Source organism: Stieleria bergensis, from assembly GCA_007745635.1.
Classification (GTDB): domain Bacteria; phylum Planctomycetota; class Planctomycetia; order Pirellulales; family Pirellulaceae; genus Stieleria; species Stieleria bergensis.
In genome coordinates this window covers 2,363,807-2,386,105 of sequence record CP036272.1, presented here as the reverse complement: position 1 = coordinate 2,386,105, position 22,299 = coordinate 2,363,807, and the positions used below count along the sequence as shown (strand labels likewise).

At 52.0% G+C, this 22,299-nt stretch carries 18 protein-coding genes; 1 reads left to right on the top strand and 17 read right to left on the bottom strand.

The window, feature by feature from the left end; all coding sequences use genetic code 11:
• Positions 1-44 precede the first annotated feature (44 nt).
• From SV7mr_RS08035 to SV7mr_RS07995, 9 genes are all read right to left on the bottom strand, one after another.
• Positions 45-1,448, bottom strand: coding sequence for a glycosyltransferase family 4 protein (locus tag SV7mr_RS08035; RefSeq protein ID WP_419188242.1), 1,404 nt, complete (start codon positions 1,446-1,448; stop codon positions 45-47).
• Between the two features lie 54 nt (positions 1,449-1,502).
• Complete coding sequence (locus tag SV7mr_RS08030) at positions 1,503-3,653, bottom strand: bi-domain-containing oxidoreductase (RefSeq protein WP_145270867.1); 2,151 nt, start codon at positions 3,651-3,653, stop codon at positions 1,503-1,505.
• Positions 3,654-3,696: 43 nt separating this feature from the next.
• A complete protein-coding gene (locus SV7mr_RS08025) occupies positions 3,697-4,761 on the bottom strand; it encodes a glycosyltransferase (protein ID WP_145270865.1) in 1,065 nt (354 codons plus the stop codon).
• 58 nt (positions 4,762-4,819) lie between these two features.
• Complete coding sequence (locus SV7mr_RS08020; protein WP_145270863.1) at positions 4,820-6,046, bottom strand: O-antigen ligase family protein; 1,227 nt, start codon at positions 6,044-6,046, stop codon at positions 4,820-4,822.
• A gap of 100 nt (positions 6,047-6,146) precedes the next feature.
• Positions 6,147-7,301 (bottom strand): glycosyltransferase, encoded by a 1,155-nt coding sequence (locus SV7mr_RS08015; protein WP_145270860.1) that lies wholly within the window; start codon positions 7,299-7,301, stop codon positions 6,147-6,149.
• A gap of 3 nt (positions 7,302-7,304) precedes the next feature.
• A complete protein-coding gene (locus SV7mr_RS08010) occupies positions 7,305-8,552 on the bottom strand; it encodes a glycosyltransferase (protein ID WP_419188241.1) in 1,248 nt (415 codons plus the stop codon).
• Between the two features lie 39 nt (positions 8,553-8,591).
• Complete coding sequence (locus tag SV7mr_RS08005) at positions 8,592-9,659, bottom strand: glycosyltransferase (RefSeq protein WP_145270856.1); 1,068 nt, start codon at positions 9,657-9,659, stop codon at positions 8,592-8,594.
• Between the two features lie 76 nt (positions 9,660-9,735).
• Positions 9,736-10,269 carry an acyltransferase gene (locus SV7mr_RS08000; RefSeq protein WP_419188240.1) on the bottom strand — a complete coding sequence of 178 codons (534 nt, stop codon included), beginning with the start codon at positions 10,267-10,269 and terminating at the stop codon, positions 9,736-9,738.
• A 65-nt stretch (positions 10,270-10,334) separates the two neighbouring features.
• The gene (locus SV7mr_RS07995; RefSeq protein WP_419188457.1) at positions 10,335-11,765 is read right to left on the bottom strand and encodes a lipid II flippase MurJ; all 1,431 of its coding nucleotides are present in this window, start codon (positions 11,763-11,765) and stop codon (positions 10,335-10,337) included.
• Here SV7mr_RS07995 and SV7mr_RS25180 point away from each other — a divergent pair.
• Positions 11,670-11,876 (top strand): hypothetical protein, encoded by a 207-nt coding sequence (locus SV7mr_RS25180; RefSeq protein WP_419188520.1) that lies wholly within the window; start codon positions 11,670-11,672, stop codon positions 11,874-11,876. The genes SV7mr_RS07995 and SV7mr_RS25180 overlap by 96 nt on opposite strands.
• A 99-nt stretch (positions 11,877-11,975) precedes the next feature.
• Here the strand turns inward: SV7mr_RS25180 and SV7mr_RS07990 are convergent, their stop codons facing one another.
• The 8 genes from SV7mr_RS07990 to SV7mr_RS07955 form a co-directional block, all read right to left on the bottom strand.
• Entirely contained in the window at positions 11,976-13,052 is a 1,077-nt protein-coding gene (locus tag SV7mr_RS07990; protein WP_419188239.1) for a polysaccharide pyruvyl transferase family protein, read from the bottom strand.
• Between the two features lie 148 nt (positions 13,053-13,200).
• Positions 13,201-14,502: a glycosyltransferase gene (locus SV7mr_RS07985; RefSeq protein WP_145270850.1), complete on the bottom strand. Its 1,302-nt coding sequence runs from the start codon at positions 14,500-14,502 to the stop codon at positions 13,201-13,203.
• Between the two features lie 77 nt (positions 14,503-14,579).
• Entirely contained in the window at positions 14,580-15,527 is a 948-nt protein-coding gene (locus SV7mr_RS07980; protein ID WP_145270848.1) for an NAD(P)-dependent oxidoreductase, read from the bottom strand.
• Between the two features lie 14 nt (positions 15,528-15,541).
• The gene (locus tag SV7mr_RS07975; protein ID WP_145270846.1) at positions 15,542-16,264 is read right to left on the bottom strand and encodes an acylneuraminate cytidylyltransferase family protein; all 723 of its coding nucleotides are present in this window, start codon (positions 16,262-16,264) and stop codon (positions 15,542-15,544) included.
• Positions 16,264-17,421, bottom strand: coding sequence for a UDP-N-acetylglucosamine 2-epimerase (gene neuC, locus SV7mr_RS07970; protein WP_145270843.1), 1,158 nt, complete (start codon positions 17,419-17,421; stop codon positions 16,264-16,266). The genes SV7mr_RS07975 and neuC overlap by 1 nt, the downstream gene beginning before the upstream one ends.
• A 44-nt stretch (positions 17,422-17,465) precedes the next feature.
• Positions 17,466-18,482 carry an N-acetylneuraminate synthase family protein gene (locus SV7mr_RS07965; protein ID WP_145270841.1) on the bottom strand — a complete coding sequence of 339 codons (1,017 nt, stop codon included), beginning with the start codon at positions 18,480-18,482 and terminating at the stop codon, positions 17,466-17,468.
• Positions 18,483-18,531: 49 nt separating this feature from the next.
• Positions 18,532-19,413 carry a glucose-1-phosphate thymidylyltransferase RfbA gene (gene rfbA / locus SV7mr_RS07960; RefSeq protein WP_419188238.1) on the bottom strand — a complete coding sequence of 294 codons (882 nt, stop codon included), beginning with the start codon at positions 19,411-19,413 and terminating at the stop codon, positions 18,532-18,534.
• A 183-nt stretch (positions 19,414-19,596) separates the two neighbouring features.
• Positions 19,597-22,230, bottom strand: a complete 2,634-nt coding sequence (locus SV7mr_RS07955) for an O-antigen ligase family protein (protein ID WP_145270839.1) — start codon at positions 22,228-22,230, stop codon at positions 19,597-19,599.
• Positions 22,231-22,299: the final 69 nt, after the last annotated feature.

The window sequence follows — 22,299 nt, the reverse complement described above, 5'->3', positions numbered from 1 at the left end:
GGCAGTGCAGGGAAGCGAAGTGTGCCAAGGAGACCTGCACCCTACTAGGAAACCGACTGGTCCTGACCAACGGACTGGTCGGGCACTTGCACAGCGTCGGCATCAGGCGTCTGCTGGCCGGAAATTGACTCCCGCAAGCTGCCTGCACCACTGGACACGTCCCATGAATCTTGCGGCTCCCAGCGTCGATCCGGATGACAGAACACATCCCCACGACCGACGCGTTCTAGAATCTGCAAGAGATCAGCAGCCAGGAGATCGCGATCAAAGTACTTCATCACAAAGCCTCGTCCCCGTTTCCCCATCTCCACGAGAGTCTCTGGTTGATCGAAGCGTTGATCAAGGAATCTGGCCAGTTCCTCGTCGCTTTCCGGCTCCAGTGGCACGCCAGCCCCGGCCTGCAGCACGATGTCTCGAGCGCGACCTTTGACGCCCATGATAATGGGCTTCTCCATCGCCATCGTCTCGAAGATCTTCGATGGGATCACATGTTCAAACAGATCGACCTTGCTTAGATGGACCAAGCAGACATCCGACGCCGCCAGAACGGCGGGCATCTGGCTCTTGTCCAGTCGGCCGGTCAACACCACTCGATCTTGAACACCAGCGTCTTCAACCGCCTGCCGCAGGTGATCCAGGTTTGCGCCACCACCGACAACCAGAAACGCGATCTGTTCTGATTGTGTCTCCTGCAGTCGCTGGGCCGCACGAATCACAATTTCCAATCCATGCGCTCGTCCGATGGTCCCGATATAGGAACAGACCAAGCGGTCACCCAGGTCATAACGTTTTCTCAGCTGGCCATCATCGGCGACAGGGGTAAACCGAGCGGGATCAACGCCGTTGGTGACCATCGAGAGACGGTCGCGCACGTCGACTTTCTCAAGAATATTGTCGCGATAACCGGGGCCGACGGTGACTAAATGATCGGCGCTACGGTACATCCAACGCTCCAGTTTCTCTAAAGTGCGAATGACCCAACCACGCTTCATTGCACCAACGGTGACAATGGATTCTGGCCAGATGTCACGGACTTCCAAGACTGTGGGGACACGTCGCAACTTACCGGCCAAGACGCCAGCGATTCCACAGAAGAATTGTGGTGTTGTAGCGAGAATCACATCCGGTCGCCGCACGACCAAAAAGAACGTCAGCAGCGCGGTGATCAAATAGGACAGATAGTTCAGCATCAGCGACAGCTTTCCACCGCCGGGACGAATCCAGGTCCAAACGCGAATCACTTCGACGCCGTCGATCATTTCTCGCGTCGGCCGAAAGCGATTTCGATACCCCGGATAGACCTTGCCATCGGGCACATTCGGCGCACAAGTGATCACGGTCACACGGTGCTCATCACACTGAGCCCACCGCTGACAATGCTCCGCCGTCCGCGACGCCGGCGCATTGCCTTCGGGCGCATAGTAATGAGAAAAGAAAACAATCTGCACGTCAGAATCGTGGGTGTGTTGTAGTGCCGGCCTTCGCCAGGCAGTCAATCGTTACTAAGAGTCGGCCTGCGAAGACGCTGGAAAGGACGCCAAGGCACGACGGATCTGCTGATCCGCTTGCAACGTCACTGCGCTGACTTCCAGGATTTCCGACACGGGGATCGGAGAGGCGGCATCAGGCACGCCCAACGCTTCAATCAACGCTGCAAGCTCAGCGCGATGCCCCTTATCCTGGCGACGCGTTGAGTGACTGCCTTTGCCACCGATGAGCTTTGATTTCCTAAAGTTGTCGATCTGCATGACTTTGCCCGCAGCAAAGACCTCGACACGTTCCTTCGGGTACTGTGCACTGCCATTGGCAAAGTAGTGGATGGTCGCGATCGAGCCGTCGGCGAAACCAAGTTGAATAGACGCAGTGTCACCGAGCGACCCTGCGTGACCGGTCATTGGGATCGCGTCAACGGACTGAATTTCACAACCGATCAAAAAGCGAGCGAGATCGATGAAGTGACAGGCCTCTCCAATGATCCGTCCTCCGCCCACCGCCATTTGCTGAGTCCAATGCTCTGCAGGGATGGCTCCCGCGTTGACGGTGACAACCACTGACTTGCTACCGGGAGTCGCAGCAAGCCATTTGACAACCTGCTGAGTGTGAGGTGAAAAACGTCGATTGAACCCCAACATCAAACGTTGATTTGAGTATTGGGAAAGCGCATCGCGAACGGACTGCAACTGGTCTTCGTTTATCGCCAACGGCTTCTCGACAAAGACATGTTTGCCAGCTTGCAAGGCCTGGCAAACCATTGCCGCATGAGTGTGATGTGGCGTGGTGATGCAAACAAGATCGATGGTGGGATCATCGAGCACAGCCTGAAAATCACTCCCGCTTGTTTCAAAGTTGAATTTCTGCGCTGCTTGAGCTGCACTGACACCGGACCCGCTGATGATGGCTTTTCGAGCGATGCCTGCGGGTAAGTTGGGCAAAAGCATCCTTGTTGTGAAGGCTCCGGCACCAACAAAGGCGACACCGACTCGTTCACTGACGTTGATTGGCAGACGGGAAGCCACGGGGAACGACTGACGCATCAGTTCCGCCAATGCTTGCTCTGGATAGTTCAGCAAGATTCCCATCGCGTTAGATTGTTCGATTGCCGCATAGCCATCAAGCGCTTGATCGAACTCAAACCGATGAGTGGTCAACGGTTCCGTTTGCAGTTTCCCTTGCTCAATCAAGCTGAGCACGGCTTCAAAGTTGCGTTGTTCGGTCCAACGCACAAATCCGATCGGGTAGTCCAGTCCGCGTTGTTCATAGTTGCTGTCATAACGTCCCGGCCCATAGGAACAGGAGACTTGAAAGCTCAGTTCCTTTTCGTAAAAGTCCGCACGACTGAGGTTCAGCCCGACGACGCCGACCAAGACGATGCGACCTCGCTTGCGACACATGGTGGCTGCTTGGTGCATCAATTGGTCGCTCTTGGTGGATGCGGTAATCAAGACACCGTCGACGCCCACGCCAGCGGAAAACGCTTCAGCGGCTTGCACTGGATCCTGACCAGCGGATAGATCGACGGTTTTCGCGCCGAAGGATCGAGCCAGCTCAAGCTTCTTGGCATCGTAATCAATGCCCAGCACTTCACAGCCGTTGGCACGTAGCATCTGCACGCAGAGCAATCCAATCAGACCGAGGCCACTGACGACGACGCGTTCACCGAGTGTTGGATTCAGCAAGCGAATCCCTTGCAAACCAATCGCCCCAACGACGGTGTAGGCTGCGGCTTCGTCACTGACTGAATCGGGGATCCGCGCACAGAGGTTTTCAGGGACACAGACCATTTCCGCGTGAGGTCCGTTACTGACCACGCGAGTACCCTGAGCGAAGCGAGAGTGCACGTCGGTATCAACAACGCGTCCAACATTGCAGTAGCCCAGGGGGATGGGCGTATCAAGTTTTGCCTTGACGGCATCCACGGTGCTCCACAGTCCATCGGTTTTGATTTTAGCCAAGACCTGCTTCACTTTTTCGGGTTGTGAGCGAGCCTTTGCAAGCCAGCCACCTTTACCAAAATCGATCAGCATTTTTTCGGTTCCCAAGGAAACCAACGACCGCGTCGACTGGATCCGCACCGCCCCCTGACCACGCACAGGACAAGGCACCTCCACCAGCAACGTCTCCCCATTGCCAAGATGCTGTAAGATTTGTTTCATGAATAATCTGGTGTATGGCAACGGCGAACGCAATAATCCCAGCTCAACTGCACAGTAGTTGGACCATTTCTTGGATCTGATTCGAAACACGCACATCAGAACGAGCCAGTTTTGTGTTCATCGCGTCTCGAACGACGTTTACGATGGCTAAAGGATTCGTTGCATCGAATGTAGCGGATGCCTGAATGACATCATTTACGAAGGTGAAGTCGCTAGCTAAGACATCACAACCTAATGCTGCCCCCTCAATCATCCCCAGGCCCAAAGTCTCCAGCATGGAGGGATACACTACAAATTTGCAAGCCGCTACCAAATCAAGAGTCTTTTGATAACCGAGTTCACCATGGTTAATTACCCTCACTCCAGCACGCGTTGCCCGCTCGATCGATCCAAGAAGAGATCGGTTGTCAGCTTCGACAGTTAAGTGCAATTCGGGATGCAAATCGTATCGTTCCGCGAGAATTCTCCAGGCCTGAATGAGTCGACTATGATTCTTATGGGGTCGTCCATTGCTTACGTAGGTGAACGCTTGTTGTTTCACCACCTGACGGTTCCTCGAACAGGCAGCGTTCAACTCTTTGTCATCGTAAAAAGGAATGACTCGGGTTTGTTTTGGCAGAATGGAGTGTTCAGAAATCGCTGCATTACAGATTGCCTTCGTTTGAAAAACCCAATAATCAGACTGATTTCCACGGCGACGAATCGCCGCCCGTAAAATCTGGTAACGAATCCGATCTTTTAGCGAATAGCTTGTCCCTCGGTCGACGCTTGCAAGCAAGTGTGCATTGTGAAAGTAAGTGATCACCTGCGCGTTTGCAACGCGTTGACGTGGAGGGACATTGCCAAAGCACAATAGGGTTCTAGGCTGGAAACTCCGACATTGCTCTTGAAGTAATCGCTGGCGTTTGGAACCTAGCGGGTTGAGTGATTCAACATGGAGAGATGGGCAAGCGTCAAATTCAGAAGCAGCCTTTTCAGAAATCAGAACGCGGACTGACTCACGGTCGAGATGCTTTAGCAAATACTTCAGCAGAACCGTTCCTCCTCCACGCCCTAGATTCGTAGCGTCAACCAGAATTTGGGTACGCTGCTTCTTTTGATTGCCCATACAGTTCACAACAGCCTTAAAACTCGATACAACCGCGCAACATTTCAGGTCAGAGGGCTCACTCAGCTAAAGTCCGATAACTTGGTTCGGTTACAGTCGACACGTGGACTTCTGCCGTTCGGGTTCGAAAGATCACAACTGCAGAAACTGCAATCCAATTGCCTGGAGTGGAAATTGAGACAATCCCGCTCGACTCCATCATTCCAGCGAGCACAAGGTACGCGAATGAAACGAGCACGAGAAATAGCAAAGGATCATTCGGGCGACTTTGCACCCAACCTAGTGCTTGTATCACGACACCAATGTACAACCCACTCCAGATCAACATCGCTGGAAGCCCACACTGGTAGCCAATTTCCAGGTAAGCATTGTGTGCTCTTAAGTCTCCCCTTTCTGAGAGTGGCTCGCCATATCCAACACCAAGAACGGGGTTATCCAACATCTTCTCATAGGCGTATTTCCACAAACGTTCACGATCGAAAAAATCGCCCTTTACCTTCTGCCTTGTTTTGTCGCTCAATAAAAATTGTGCGATCGGATTTCGGGAGTTTAGATTGTTCTCAGCAACATCACGCAACCCATTCGAAACATCAGTTGCGAACAGTGGAATCGAGATTGAGGCAACAAGCATTAGAACCAAGAATACGCCTCGATCCAGAAGCCCCCTCTTGGACAGCTGATACGTCAATAAGCTCAGCAACAAACCAATGAACGCTGTTCGAGCATGAAAATAAAGTGTCGCCAACGAGCCAAGCGAGAAAGAACAAAATGCAACAGCGTTAGCTTTTGGCGGCGGCAATAAAGCGGAGCATGTCATACCGCAAATTGCAACGAAGACAAAATGGCCACACAGTGCGTTGGGATTCCACTCGTTTCGCGTTACGACCAAGAACACCGTGTTGAGTGCTGCGAAAGTCCCCACCGCAGAAAGCAATTCATTTGATGTGAGCGATGAGGCGCGAGAAGCCACCACGAAGAATAACGCTCCCAACAATCCTGCTTTAATGACCGCGACCGGTTCCCCAGACATTACCGCTGAGGCGACCACCAGCACCAAACCAACGAATGCGAGTGTGATCTCGATGCTCCCACGACAGACCCGAAAATACTGGCCGGCGGGGACAAGCAGAAACAAAGCGGCAATTCCGATCGTTACCACGACGCCAGAATAAACATTGGACCCCGTCATCTTACCGACTTGAACACTAAGGGTCTGCAGAAACAAGAATGCTGCGAATGCGATAACATTCTTGAACGACGTCCTGGGATGAGGCTGGTTTTGCACGTTAGATAATTTGGTTCTGCAACAAATCAGGTTCACTGATCAGACGCAACAATCGCAGCGTTCCCAGGCGAAGATGCACCACTCAAATTCGAACATTTGTTCAGGAAGGATCATTCTGCATCCAAGGCGCGTTAGGCCGATCTGCCCCCATGAACCTGTGTCGCATGACATTAGCAAGGTAGCATCCGACGACCCTGGGGGAGATTGACTGGCGATAGACCATGGCATTACGACGCATGCTAGCGAGGGAACTTGAGTCGGCGAGCAGAATGGCTAACTTAGAGGCTAAGTCGGCCACGCTGCCGGAGCGAAAAACCACACCACATTGCCCAAAGTCAACTAAGTCTTTCGACGTCGTTTTGTCACTGCAAATAACGGGTAGTCCCGCCGAAATCGCTTCGTTCACAACAACACCCCAACCCTCGAATCGACTGGGAACGATGCACAGATCCGATTCCAAGAGGATTTCACCGATGACAGCATGCGGCTGTGCCCCAAGCCAACGAATCTGTTCGCCAATCCCGAGCGATTGGGCCAAGTTTTTCAAAGAGCCCAATTCAGCACCATCGCCAATTACGGTAAGCACGAATGGATGATCTTGGACTCTCCCCAATGCTTTTACCAGCACATCGATCCCCTTGCGACGGCCGAATTTCCCTACATAAACCAACTTGACAGCATCGCCGTTTTCTCGTGATGAAGCGTGATGATCTAGTGGCAACCCCTCGCCGGAACTCCACGTCTCAGGTGCCTGGTACATATAGGGGAAGATCAAAGCAGGATCGAAACCCGCTTTCGAATAGTATGCGACGCCCGTCTTGCCCATTGCTAGAATCAATTGAATCGACGAGAGATAACGTCGGGCTAACCAACGCGAACGAAGAGGGCGAAAGAATCCCTTAATCCCCAAGCGAATGCCAGGCTCAACCATTAGCCCCAACCTTGGCATGGAGAGAGACTTCGCACGTTCAAACGCAGAAGAGATCTTGGGATAGGCTTCCAATCCACTGAAGATGTGAATTGCCTGGCTGTTCTCGTCAATCAGAGTCTGAATCTTTTCAAGTGCGTTCTTGCCATCGAGAAACTGCTGGGTGCAATGAAACAAGTTGGGCGTCTTCCATTGAAGCGCTTGACGATCGGTCGAGATGGAGTCGGCCCAAATACAATTCACGGATCCATCCCAAACTTTGGCGAATTCATCGAGCCCACAGGATTGAATATGAGAGGGCATATTCTGCCAAAAAAACACATCCATGACTTAGTCAACCAATATCGAATCTAAAACCGCTGCCAACTGCCCAGCTTGGAACTGACGTGAAAACCTTTCAACCGGGTAACGCTCTTGCTGAAGGAAACGATAGTGTTCAATGCCTAAGGACTCCACAAATTGGAAAAGCTGCTCCTTCCCAGCATTAACGTTCCCAGGTACAGCTGTCCGTCCCAGATTGAAAGAACGCAAAATACGATCTGCTTCACCATTGGATTGCCCCAGAAAAAAGATCGGTTTCTCCATCGCCAAGTAGTCATAAAGCTTGCCGGGAACCGTGCCACGATACTGAGGCTTGTTAGACTGCCATGCAACACAACCATCCGCCTGCTCAAGAACCGCGCGCATCCGATTGGCGGGAACCGCCTGATGGAGTTTCACTGCCCCGCGCTTCACGAGTGTTGTACAAAGCTCTGTTCGCTTTCCAGCGTCACCAAAGACATGGACGAGGATTCGGTTAAAGCGAGAGAATTTCATGTCCCCTATTGACTCTAACACGCTGAAAAAGCTGTCATCGATTCGCCCTCCTCGCAAACCACCTAGATAAACAAGGTTACAGTCACTCGGAGAAAACTGATCGTCAGCCTTAAGGCCAGTCCCAGCCTCCGCCAGATCATTGCGATCAAAACCATTGTGGATCGTATGTAGCTTTGTGTGGTAGTGAAGCCCAAAACGGCGAATCATCTCACGGCGATTAATCCGCGTATTGCAGATAATAGCCTTCGACGCATCAAGGATACTTCGTTCAAATCGTTGATCGGACTTTCGGTGCAGTGCGGATGATGGCCGGTATTCAGGATTCAGCGTAAAATGATCACGAAAGTCTGCCACCCACGGCAAACGATATTTTTTGCTGATGCGTTGCCCGATCAGGTGCACCGAATGCGGTGGGCCACTGCTCATGATCGCGTCGTAATCACCCTTGAGGAAGTTCGGCAATTCTTGACAGACCTGCCGTGACCAAAAGTAATCGGAGTCGATCGGGGCTAAGCGTCCAACAACCCGCCTAATAAAGCTAGTGTGCCGAACGAATTCTCCGATCCTGATAACAGACTCTTGCGGCAGCAACCCCAATTGGCTGTCATCGTGCCAGCGCATCTTCTCTCCAAAATTCCGCGTAACAACCGTTGTCTCCCATTCGTGTTGGCGGAGATAAGCTGCAAACTTCAGAATCCGTTGGACTCCCCCGCCACCCTTTGGCGGAAAGACAGGCGTGATAAGTAATAGTTTACGTGACAAGAGCGACTCTCTTTGGATGCATCCCGATCAAGCGGCTAACTAACAAAAAGGACTGTCACCCAAAACAGTCTGATACAGATTGAGCGTTCGTTTCCCAATCAATTCCCAAGCGAGGGTTTCCTTTACATATTGACGAGAGTCCGCGCCACTCTGGTCAAGTTGCTTGCGATCCATTGATGCCACTGAAACCAAAGCATCAGTCAATCGCCTCAGGTCATTCACGGGGTACACAGTGTACGTGCCTGACTGCAATGACGCCGTCAAACTGTCTAGATCGGGCAGTACGCTATGCTTACCCAATGAAGCCGCCAGGATGGTAGAACCTGAATTCAAAATACTGCGAAATGGCAGTACCACAGCGTCACAGGCACCAAAGTAAGTCGGCACCGCATGTTCCGGAATTCCATCATCACGCACGTGAATTGAAGGAGGTTGATGACGAAGCGAATCCGTAACACGATCCGTTGGATTACCTCCCGCGACAACCAAGTGAGCACCACATCTCTGATGCACAGCTGGAAACACACGGACCAAATCAGTGATGCCCTTGTTTTCCCGCAATGCACCAAAAAACATGAACAGGAAGACATCCGCAGGAATTCCAAGCTCAGCACGACAGGCAAGCTTGTCTGATCGCATCGTGTAAGAATCGATATAGTTCCCATGCGGTATCGTCGAACAGATTTGATCATTTCGCAGACGATAGTTCTTATGCAGTGCGTCACATGAAACGTCATTAAAAACAGTAAACGCATTGATTCGGCTGATCAGCGTCTGAACCAATCGTGTTTCTAGTGCCCTTGGCAAACTGCTATCATGGCTCACAACATTGTGGAACGTGTGCACAATCTTTGCTTGCCTGCCAATCTGCGATAACGCCCAATTTGCATAAAGAGATTTTGCCAAAGTCGCGACCAACCCACGTCGGGTTTTGTACAGGGCATGGAGCCAATCAAGATGAAGAATATCGAAGTCATCGTTCCATTGCTGGTAAAACTTCGGTGTTAGTCGAAGCGGTGTCACATCGACGCCCGCATTTGCAACACTTGAAAAAAACTGCTCCTGGTATGGATTTGAACTGGGGCTGTCAAAATACGCGACCTTCACCGATTTAACTCCCCTCCGGGACAGAGTCTCAAAACAAAGTCAACACGATCGGTTCCTGGGAACACGACTTCAAATCTCAGCGAAATCGACGTGAATATTGAAGCTTATAAGTCAGTGCATTGTCTCGCTTGCCGATCTCTCTGGCGGGAGTCCCTGCAACAATCGACCGTTCGGCAACATCCTTCGTAACAACGGATCCCGCAGCAACAACCGCACCGCGTCCAATCGAGACTCCGGGCAAAACAGTGACTCGAGAGGCAATCCAAACATGATCGGCGATAAGCACATCCCCACCGACTGGCGCGTGCGTCTCGGAATTGGGATCATGCTGCAGCGTCCAAAGGTGTGTATAGGGTCCGATATCAGTATCCTCGCCAATGATTAGCGAACCACCGCGTCCATCCAAATGACAGTCTGGATTCACAACGACACGATCCCCCAACTGAATCGACCATGGCGCCATGACTTGAGTGCGAATCCCAACAAATGCATCCCGGCCCACCGCTCCAAAAATCGCCTGCCAGCAGAGGCGTCTCGGTAGCTGGAATGGTAGCCTTCCAACCAAGACATTGAACATGCCTGTGACGATTCCTTTACCGCGTTTTAGCATTCAAACTCTCGTCCCATTCCTATTGAAATCGCAAGCAACTCTGAACAGTTCGCGAATCGCCTGTATCACGTAAATCGCCCAGCAATGCCGTTTCTTATCAAACGCCAAACCGCCAAGGGCTCCGCCATTCTCAACCGAACTGACACTACGAAAGCCATGCAAATCGCCCCAACGCCAATTGAACTAGCGATCACAAAATTCATCCACCGTGCTTCTGTATCGGGGATGATCATGAGTATTCCGGCAGCCGGAACGCCAATGCCAACCAAGATCAAGCCACAGTTCAATAAATCATCTCGCTGATACCAGGCGAAATGATTCGAATCACGCCGAAAAGTAATCAGCGCGGCCATCGCAGCGTTTAAACACGGATTGAGAAAAACGATCACAACAGCCGACAACAATCCGAATGCTGGAATCATGAAATACGCGGCAAGCCCGCAAGCCACCTGGACGAACGAAAGTAGATTGTATTGCCCAATAACCTGACCATGTGAGACGTTCATCTTCCGGTAAATCATGCCTGGTCCAGCGAAGAACGTGCCGAAGCTCAACAACATAAGTACTAAGTACGTTTCCCAAACATGAACGACCGAAAACCGCTCACTCAGCCAAAGAAACTTTAGTCCCGGATACCCTGCGGCAAGCCATGCTAACAGCATGAAGCAAGCAGCAACCAGGAAGACTCGGAGAGCTTCTCGAGTTAGTTGCAACGTCCGCTGACTATCCTTGGCTACTGCTGCGGAATAGTGATTGAAGAACACCACTGAAACCGGTCGCGAGATAAGCGAATTCAATCGAGAGAAAATCCGACGTGCGTAAGTGAAAATAGCCAGACTGCCCTGAGGCAATGTAGACAAACCAGACGTCAACGCAATGGAATAGAGCTGGGTTACAATCACATAGCTAGAAATTGACGGCAGTGACCGAAGCAATTGACGGAAACTAATGGTACTGTCCCAAAACACGAAGGAATGCCGATAGCCCGCTTGATGAGCCAAATACACCATCGCGCAAACCATGATGATGCTCCCTGTCCACAGGCCAAGTACCATTGACCAAGCATTTAGCCAGTACGCGCCGGCCACAATTAGCGTTAGGCTCGTCGCAACGCTCGCTAACCGAATCACCTCCTGCCGCACAAATCGTTTTTTTGCCGTCAAGTAGCAAGTCAACAGAGACTGTAAAATCTGCAACGCGGTCAATGGAATGATTGCTCGAAACATTGCGATAGCAAGTTGCTGAGCGGAAGAGTCAAACCCCGGGACCAGCAGTGGAATCAACCAGTCAGCAAACAAAAAACCGACCAAGGAAACGCAGGCTGCCAAGCTGACCATCCAATTCATTAAAACGGTGAATAATCGAGCGCCTACCAACTCTCCTCGATCACGCACTAAGCGATGAAACAACGGCGTCACAACCTCCGTCACCTGCCCCGTTTGCATCAAGAGAACAAGACTCTGATAAAAGGTGGACGCAGCAAAGTAGACCTCAATGCCGATGCTAGTTCCAAACAATCGGCCAACGACAAAAGCCTGGCCAACGCTCAATACAAGCACCAGCGTGTTGACGAGGCCCAACTGGCCGACAGACCGACCGGCAGATGAAATGACTCAGGCTCCCCTAACAAGCATACGGCAAGTCAATCGTCGCAATTCAATCCGCATAACGCGCCAAAGTTCGATCGCAACTTAAAGTGCCCAACATCATGATGACAACCAATCTGATAGCTGCCGACGCAAACGCGTTTCCTGCTCGGCAATCCGTTTCAAATCGATCCGTGACGCTTTACCATTCAGGTCAAAACATGCGTTTGCGATTCGCTCGCCAGAGGAGGATGCAGGAAGTACAGAAGTGTTAGAAAACTCTTCTGCCGCGAACCTAATTTTGGGATGCAATTCAATCCCGATCGTTGGCACTCCCAGCATTCCCCCAATGTACGTGCCATGCATTCGTGCGGTCACCAACGTATTGAAACATGCAAATTTTCGATATACATCGTCAAAATTCATTGTCTCCGGGTCCCAACGCCAAATCTGACTCCCTGCGGGAAGCATTTCAAGTGCGGCATGATCATACTGAGGCTGAAACGACAGCCAATGCACGTCAACTCCTCGATTCTCCAATATCTGAGCAGCATGCCTCATCGCTTCTAAATATCGGTTCCCAACATCACCAAACCTAAAACTGCGAACAAGCATTCCCACAGCATTTGGCTTCCTGTCAATCTCCTTTGCTAACTCACGAAGACGACTTGCTTCTAGTAGCGACAAATCAATCGATAAAGAATTCTGGCCTTTACAAACCTGAGCGGCATGCTTGAACGACTCATGATCTCTGACAGAAAGCCAGTCGTGATATTTCAAGCGATGCAGCGCCACGCGTTTCCCTTCGGTCGTAGCAAACGGTCCAATACCGATACCGATTGATGCGTACCGAGTGCCAATCATTCGTGGAAAACCGAACCGAACGGTATCCGAGATACGTTTTCGCAATCGATACGCGGGGCTCATTGACGTTCGATAATCAAACACAGTCCCCCCTCCCGCAAAAAGGACTTTGTCATAGCGTCCCCAAATCAAGCGATGTGCACTGCGGGTCATCGGTACGATGTTGTCAAAACCAGTAACAAGACGTGGCAAATAGCCTACACCTTGTGCATCACTGGCCAGATCAATCTTACCTTGGTAACCTAAGTCTCGACACAGGCGGCACGCCAGCGAGACCAAGAGGTCATCGCCGAAATTACGATGCCCAAAGTATCCGTAAAGTAGTAGACTCAAAACGCTGGTCTCATCACTGCAGAAACGCAGGCACGATATCGGAACGCAAGAAACACTCTATTGAACATCCAGTCTCAAGGAACATTCTTCCAAACAGGCAGGAATTGATCCCCAGCCTTCCAAAGACACCAGAGACACGACATAAGGACTATCGCTGCGCTCCAACAATGACTTCCTCAATCTCGCAACAGCATTGCTCTTCCCAGTTTTCATGATCTACGCCAGAGATAATCCAATGGTAAAGCATGCTGGAAAAGTCAAACGCACGCTCATCAAAAAGGTTTTGGACGGAAGCCTTCGTAGCAAGACTTTTAAAAGAGTCGACGTTTGTCACCTTTAAGGTCAACTCTGGACGAGCCAGAAAAGTTGATTTCAGGTGATCATAGGAGGAAATCTTAGTAAGGGCTGGAAATTCATCTCTGTATTGCAACTCTAGCTGCAGCACCGGCAAACCGTATGCAGCTGAATCAAGTGCAAATGTCGTCCCCAAATTAATCACACCATCAGCCTGGCGTAGCTCTTGGAGACGCACTTCGTTATAAAGTTCTGTTAGTTGATACGTATTTGAGCAGGGCCGATTGTACGCGCCTATCGATACATTAGAACAATGCATCTTTAGCCTAGAAAGCTCACCTTCAACAGAATTGGGTTTGGGTTTAACGTTCAACTTCAATCCTGCCTGCTGCAGCGAGCGAGCAAGCATTTCAACGAACCGAATTTCCTCCTCGAATTGCCCTCGTCCCGAAGTGGAGCAGAAGGTCATCGGATACAAAAGCTGTTTGATTCCTGGACGATCAGACAAGGAGTTACGGCAAGCTTCCAATGCATAGGCTAGCTTCGTTGGATAACCTATCTGCACATTTTGATCGCCCTGATATTCCTGCCATGCATTTGCCGTTTCAGAATTCCAGGTAATTACCAGATCGGAAGTAAATCCCAGCGGGTCCTTTGAGGGATGATCCCAGCTTTCCATCACTGAAATTACTTTTGTTCGTCGATTGGTGAAAATGAGGCGTTCAGTTGGTCTCGTGACAACGATGACCGCATCTTCGGCGAAACGTTTTGAGACGAAACAGCTGACTAGACGTTCCAACCTTCGGTTATAGAATCGCGGTTCGCATCCTGCAAATAGGAGTCGAAGGAAGCGATTAGACATCCACTTAATTGCTGATGGCTTTCCGGCTCTTGAAACCGCTGTTTCGCTAATCCATGAAGCCGTCGCTGCAGATCGAAGTCGACGCTGGAGCGCGCGTGCAAATCGCTGCCCCTGCAGCACCACAGCACTATCCCTAATGGCAACCTCAGAAGGGAGCAACGCCGCAACAGAGTCGTGAATTTCAAGCGGAAGATAACATGTCACATCATGGCCACGGGCGACGAGTCGGCGAATAAGGTCACTCACCGCATGTAGCTTGACATTTGTATCAACGTAGCAAGCAATTGAAGACATTTATTCAACAACCAGCAATTTTAAGATCTCTCCCAAACCAACGAATCTCCCGATGAGAACTGGAACCTCATCGCTATCTACCGGACCAATGCGATCAATTTTTCGGCGAGAAATACTTCAGTGCGATCCAGTGACTCGTAAGTGTTCCCACCGACATGCGGGGTCATGACAACTTGTTGTGGAGACAGATTTAACAAGCGAGGTTCTATCCCACGCATTTCCTGCTCGTTGGCGATAACGTCTAACGCAGCGCCAGCAATCCAACCGGCTTCCAGTGCATGGCATAGTGCCTGCTGATCAACCAATTCACCTCGAGCCGTGTTTATGAAAAGACAATTCGGTTTTGCAATTCGAAACTGCCTTTCACCGATCATGCCGTGATTTTCGGGAGCACCGTTGACATGCAAGGACACAATATCCGATCGCTCAAACACTTGGTCCAGGGTAACCACAGGAAAACCATCCATAACATCTCCCTCGGACAGACCTGCCGAATGAACGATAACGTTAGCTCCTAGAGCCTGAAAGTAGCTTGCCGTAATCGCGCCTAAACGACCGTATCCAATGATGCCAACGGTGCTTTGATATATCTCATGACCTCGGAATTGATTGCGATCCCAGTGACCATTCATACAATGTCGATGAGCGTCAGGAATACCTCGCAACTGGGCAAGACACAGACCGATGGTGTGCTCTGCTGTCGCTCGAATTTCACGCAAGAAGTCGACTTCGCCGCGCAACGATAACACGGCAATGCCCCGATCAGCGGCGGCGTCCAGATCAAGATGATTCAGGCCCGTCGTATTGGTCGCTACAGCTTTTAGGCGTGTGGCAACCGAAAGAACTTCTGCATCAATCATGTTCCTCAATCGGACCCACAGATAATCATACAGAGCAACGTTTTTCAACAACTCCTTTCGGCACAAGTCTTGAGCATCGACGTCGAACATTGTCTCTAGCAAGGCAAACGCTTTCTCGCTAAACCCCTCGCTTTCGGCAATCAGTAGTTTTGGCTTATCAGACACGGACACTTTCTTATCTACCCCGCTGCTCGACCGGGAAAACGTTGCGGGCCAAGCTTGAGTAACTGCTCGACAAGAAACAGATCAAAAGGCGAATCGACGTTCAACGCACGTTCGATCGGAATCAACCACCCCCGACAGTCGTTTCCTTTAAGCGAATCCTGCTGCATCAACACCTCGCTACGAGTCACGTAAACCGACCCGTCGCGCAAGTAGTAGGGAGGCAAATCCTGACGACGCTGCCCTTCGAAAGCCTCGGCAAATTCAGGATCAACAACCCGCCCCATTGCATCAATCCTTTTCATTCGAGCTGGATGACGCTCACCTACGTCGCTGAATCCGATCACGGAGTCCGCCCCCGTTTCTTGCAACAAACCAATCGCCCCATCAATATCAGATGCCAAGCGAAGTGGGTTGGTTGGCTGCAGAGTAAAGACCGCGTCGTAGCTCTGGCCTTGCTGGGCAAGCGTTTCAACGACATGTTTGAGGACCGGAATCGTTGGCGTGTCGTCTTTTGCGAGATGCGCTGGTCGGACAAATGGAAACTCGAGCCCCAGTTCCTGACCTGCAATGGCAATCTCGTTCGAATCGGTTGACAAGATCGTACGCGTGAGCAATTGACTCGCCGAAACCGCCTCCGCGGTATATCGCAACAATGACTTGCCTGCCACTTCGACGAGGTTTTTGTTGGGGATTCCCTTGGAGCCCCCACGAGCGGTGATGATTCCCAGAACACGCATTAGTAGGTCAATCGCTTGATAACAGAGAGCGAGCAACGAAGTAGTCTGCTGGCAATTTCGATTCCAGCCTGACCCGTCCCATAAATTGGTGCAGATTCATAGTGCCCATGCACCAGCTGACGATCGATCGCATGACTGACTTGCGCACAATCATATCCGCAGTCGATGACGTTGGGGCCGCGTTGGCGTCCGGATTGTCTGGAGCCGATATTGACGACGGGGACTCCTAAGTATGCACACTCGCGAATGCCTACACTTGAGTTCCCAATCAAACACCGACTGTTGATTAGTAGTCGCAAGAAATCATGCGGCGCCATGTTCTTGAAGAAGTGAAATCTGTCAGCATCATTTCGCTCCCGAAAACTGCGAATCCCCGAACTCGTCCCATCGGCACCCGCATCCACATTGGGCCAGAACCAAAGTACGGGTAGATCCAATTTGGCGACAGCCTGAAGCGTTTGTTCTACATGATCGCGCGATGACTGGTATTCCGTGGTCACTGGATGTTGCATGACGACCACGTAACCAGCCGACAAGTCCTGCACGCGCCCGACGCCACCATACTTCTTAAATGGATCAAAGTCTAAGGCAGGAGCAGCAGCGACCTCAGCGGCCAAATCAATCGAAGGGCAGCCCGTGTTGAAGACGGCTTCGGGCCTCTCGCCCAGACGAACGACACGTTCTTTGGCACTTTCACAGGCCACCAAGTGAATATCGGCGAGCTTTGTGATCGCATGACGCACCTTTTCGTCAATCGATCCCGTCACCTCGCCCCCTTGAATATGAGCCAAGGGGATGTTCATGTACGAAGCAGCGATCGCCGTTGCCATGGTCTCGTAACGGTCAGCAATCGTGACCACAACGTCCGGAGCGAGATTCAAAAACGCGGTCGACAACTCGATCACTCCCATCCCCGTCGTCTTGGCCATCGAAGTGGGATTCTCTCCCTCCAACACCATAAAGACGCGTTCAGCAATCTGAAAACCATCGCTCTCAACCTGTTTCACAACGCTTCCATAACGATCAAGTAAAGCGGATGCAGCGATCACTAACTGTAGCGTCAATTCGGGGTGATCATCGATCGCACGAAGAGCAGTCTTGATTCGACTGTAACTTGGTCGCGCAGTGACAACGACGCAGATTTTTCGGGGTTCCATAGTTTTCCGAAGGCTAGTTCCTAAACCGGGCACGCCAGCGAGCGTTACTCGAAATCCTGATCACTGAAGTAATGATCCTGATCAACATCAGTCATCAATCGCTTGCCGATGATCGACTGAAAACGCTCTGCAGGAATTCCATCTCCTGGCTTCTTGTATTCCAAATCCGTCGCCTGCAAGACCTGTCCGGCTTTGAGGCGGCGTGCTGAAACGATGCTCTTGCTAAACAAAACTCGAGTGTCCTTGAACTCATCGGCCAACTGATCTTTATCGATCGACACTTGACTCGCCCGCCAAAGATCATCGGTGGCCTGCACCAGTTGCTTGGTCTGGGGGAATGTCAGACTCGCTTTGGAATCAGGTCCAAACTGTTGCTTGGAGTACACCACATGAAACTCAAGGAACGTGGCTCCCAAAGCCACTGCTGCAATGCTTGCAGTCACCTCGCCACTATGGTCGCTCAGGCCAACAGGACATCCATATCGAGATTGCAATTCACCGATCACATTCAGTCCCCATTTTTCCGGGGGACAGGGGTATGCTGTCGTGCATTGAAACACGACCAACGGATTGCCATGCTTGGTGATGATCTCCACTGCTTGGTCAAGGTCGCGCCAGGAGCTCATTCCGCTGGAAAGGAGAATCGGCTTGCCAGTCTCACACATCATCGTCAGCATGGGAAGATTGGTGATTTCTCCAGAAGCTACTTTCCAGGCAGCAACCTCACTATCTTCCAACCACTCAACGGCGCGGTTGCTAAAAGGCGAACTTAAAAATTGCAAACCAACCTGCTGACAGTGCGAGGCAAGATCACGCCACTGTTCCAACGTGAATGATGTCCGCTGCCAGTAGTCGTAGCGAGTTTCATCTTGAGGAAACACCTTGACACGAAACTGCTCTCGAGCACTGCTTTCCTGGTCTGCTAGGTGTGTCTGAAACTTTACCGCAGTCACTCCGCAATCAGCCGCCGCATCGATATAGGAGTGAGCCATGCCCAAACTTCCCTCGTGCGCCAAGCCAACCTCAGCAATGGTTGTGATCGATTCGAATAGCTTTTGCATAAGTCAGATCCGCCAATGAGTACCAATCAGGCTTGCATCCATGATGCGATCAAGTTCCGCGATCAGCCAGCTGGTGGAGGTAGGTGGCGTAGGGGGTGGCGGCGTAGGGGATGGCGGATTGGAGCAGTTGCTGGTGGGTGATCCAGCGGTTGCGGTAAGCGATCTCTTCTAAGCATGCTACTTTGAAGCCTTGGTTGTGCTCAATCGCTTGCACAAACTGAGTGGCTTCGACCAGTGCATCGGCGGTCCCGGTGTCCATCCATGTGTAGCCACGTCCTAATACTTCGACCGACAACTGATCCCGCTGCAAGTATTGCCGATTGACGGACGTGATTTCTAACTCGCCACGTTGCGACGGTGTGACCGTCTTGGCAATCTCGATCACGTCGTTGTCATAAAAGTACAGTCCAGTGAGCGCTAGGGCGGAGCGGGGGTCCGACGGCTTTTCTTCAATCGAGATCGCCTTCCCATCAGCATCTACCTCCACCACCCCAAACTGCTCTGGAGAGCTAACTTCATAACCAAACACTTTGGCTCCCCGGTGCGTCTGTGCCGCGCTAATCAGTTTCGGTGACAGCCCCTGGCCGTAAAACAGATTGTCACCCAATATCAAGGTCACACTGCAATCATCGAGAAACGGCTCCGCGATCAAAAAGCTCTCGGCAATGCCCCGAGGTGAAGCTTGGGCCGCATACTGCAAGTTGACCCCAAAGCGGCTGCCATCACCAAGTAGCCGCTGAAACGCCGGGAGATCCTGCGGCGTTGAGATCAGCATGATGTCCTGAATCTGTGCCAGCATCAGGACCGAAAGCGGATAATACACCATCGGTTTATCGTAAACAGGTAGCAGATGCTTATTGACTCCCAGCGTCAACGGAAACAGTCGCGACCCAAGACCACCGGCAAGTAAAATCCCTTTGCGTTTCATCATTGCGTTCAAGTCAATACAGGTTGGCGTTCGCACCTTCTTCAGTCTAGCCGCTGCCCACAAAAGGATCCTGCAACAATCCGTATGCACACGTTTTCAGGTGCAGTGTCACACAACGGGGCGTTCCATGACTTTGCAAATTCGCTTGGTTGCTGTGGCCCATCGGATGTGCACCCCAGCGGTGCGTCACCGCTGGGCATCCAAGAGATAAAGTGTCTTGAGCTGTTCCCGTAACCGTTTACTGGCTGGAGCAGACTTCAGAACCAGTTCGGCATGCGCGATCGCCTCTGGAATCCGCTCCGCCTGTTGCATCATCTTCAAAAATGAAACATGTGTGTTCACATCCGCGCCACCTTCTTCAGCCAACTGATTCGCACTGGCAATGGCCAACTCTGGCTCTTCCAAGAAGAAGCCCAGCTGAACCCGGCTCTTCAAGCATTCAATCCTTTCCTCCAGCCCGTCGGCCTGATCGACTTGCAAGGCCTGGAGGCTGGCCGCTAAGAACGATTGATATTGCCCCCGCAGGGTCGGCGTTTTTGCAATCAGGCCAAGAATCTGCTGCACTGCCTGACGACGACATTCAAGTTCCAGAGGGATGATCGCATCAAGCTCAAGCGTTGGATGAGCCACACTTTGCTCAATCGCCTCCCGCACGTACCTTGGCTCGATGATCAGCGCTCGCCCCATTGCCTGCTGCGCCAAGTCAAATCGTTTGGATCCAAGTGCAAGGTCGGCAAGGTCCATCAACGGCCGAGCCGTCCCTTGCTGAAGCGATAACAGTTGCATTAACGCCAACTCGGAAAGCTCGGCGTCCCGATGGTAAAAGTCCAAGCACACCAGTGTCACGCGAGCTTGCAAGTCCAGCGGCCTGACTCGCAGCGTTTGACACGCCCATTGAACGGATTCGCGATACCCGCCGCTGGCGAGCGCAAAGTCAGCTCCGACGTCCACAGTTTCCGGCCACTGATCACTTTGCAGCCGACGCGTTTCCAGGCTGGACTGCCGATACAGAGGGATCATCTCTGGGAGCGAGACATCCAGCGTCGAAAGTTCCGCGAACCGCGTTTTCTGGAACGCCATCACGCTAAGCAAATTTGCCAGCTCCGGTTCGTGTCGCCAAAGCGAATCGTTACTTGCCAGAATCGTTGCCTGATCATAGAGCTCCGAAAGCTCAGGCGGGGACAACTTGGCGGTCTCGTACTTCAACACTTGATCTCGATACTGAAACTCAGCCCAGGCGTCACGACGCATGCCGACCAGCACCAATGCCACCACCAACGAAGCAAGCACCATCGGCGTTAATGTGACACTTCGTTGGCGCCATGTCGTTGCTGGCTTTGTTTCCCGTATCGAATCTGACCTCCCAGCACTACGTTCATCTTGCTGGCCAAACGCCCAAGCTCTGGAATAGCATGCAGCGACTAGCAGACAGAGCAAAACCAAATTCGCTGGAATGATGGCACCAAAGTCAAAGCACTGGGAAACAAGCGTGGCTCCAAACGCATACGCGGTCATCGCACACAAGCCTTTATCAAGTGCCTGTTCGGACCTTCCTAAACGGAAAATCGCTCCCGCAACCAAGGCGATCATCATCAGAATGACGAGGACACCCACCACACCGAGTTCCACCACCAGCTCGATGTACATGTTGTCAGCGTGCTGAAACCATAATCCGCTGCTCTCTGTTTGATAGGGCAGGTTGGCATCAGCGTAACTGCCCATCCCAGCCCCGGTCGGGGCGTAGGCCCAAGCCGCCACCAGAGCATCCTGCCAATGCGGCCAACGAGAATCTTCTGTCAAAATGCTAGCATGCTTGAGGTCGCCGGTTTCAAAACGGTCCAAGGTCGTTGGACGACTCCAGCCCGATGACACCATGGAGACCAGCACCACCAACAAGATGCAAGCGCCCGTCAACACCCAGCCAATGCCACCAATGCGAATCATCGCTAACATGCAAGCGAGTCCAGCAAGGGCGGCTAACAATCCCGAACGCGACCCACAATAGACCAAACCGCAGGCGCAGGCGACGACGGCAATGGCCCCAAGAATCAATCGCCAACGTGTGATGACTGCCAACAGATCAATGCCTTGCCACGGCACTCCGCTGCGCCGCATCTGAGCGATGCGCTGCAACTCGACGACAACCAATCCGAACCCCGCGGCCAAGCCTAGATTTATGTGCAAGGCAACGTGGTTACGATTCACAAAGGCCCCAAAGCCTGTGTCTCCAGCGGCCCCCGTTGCCGAACGGATTCCGAACTCGGGCGACCACACCGTCAAGCCTGCGTAAGCCAGGTGTGCACCAACCACGGACACCACTCCGACCAGCATCCAGTCCAATCGACGCCGATCGATAAAGAAGTGGCTGGCCAGGATTGCCAACGGAATCAGAATGGCAATCCAACGCGCCCAGTGAGCGCTGGCCCAAGGCATCACACTGAGATAACTGACGGGTTGCGAATCTCCGTGCGTCCCCTTATCGGCAGCCAGCAGCAAGGGCTCAGACCAATCCTGGTAACAACTGGCCACTCCAGGTGACAGCCAGCGAAGCACATCGATGGACACGGGCAAGCATTGCAGTCCGGCATACGCCGCCCAAATCACCAGCGGCAAAATCCCTAGCAACAGACGTCCCAAGGGCAGACTACGCTGAAATGCGGCGGGAAGGGCCAAGACGGAAGCGACAACAATCACGATCCCGGCCAGATACTGCGACCATCGCAGGACACCCCCGAAATCAATGGCCAAATACAGTGCCATGCCGAAGGCCAGTGCAATTGCCAATGCAGATGCACGATTGATCCAAGCCTGCCTAGCCATGACGAACTGAATCGCAAGAGCAAGGAGTGATCAATCTGACAGGTTCAGTAAGAGCGTGAATTTGCACAG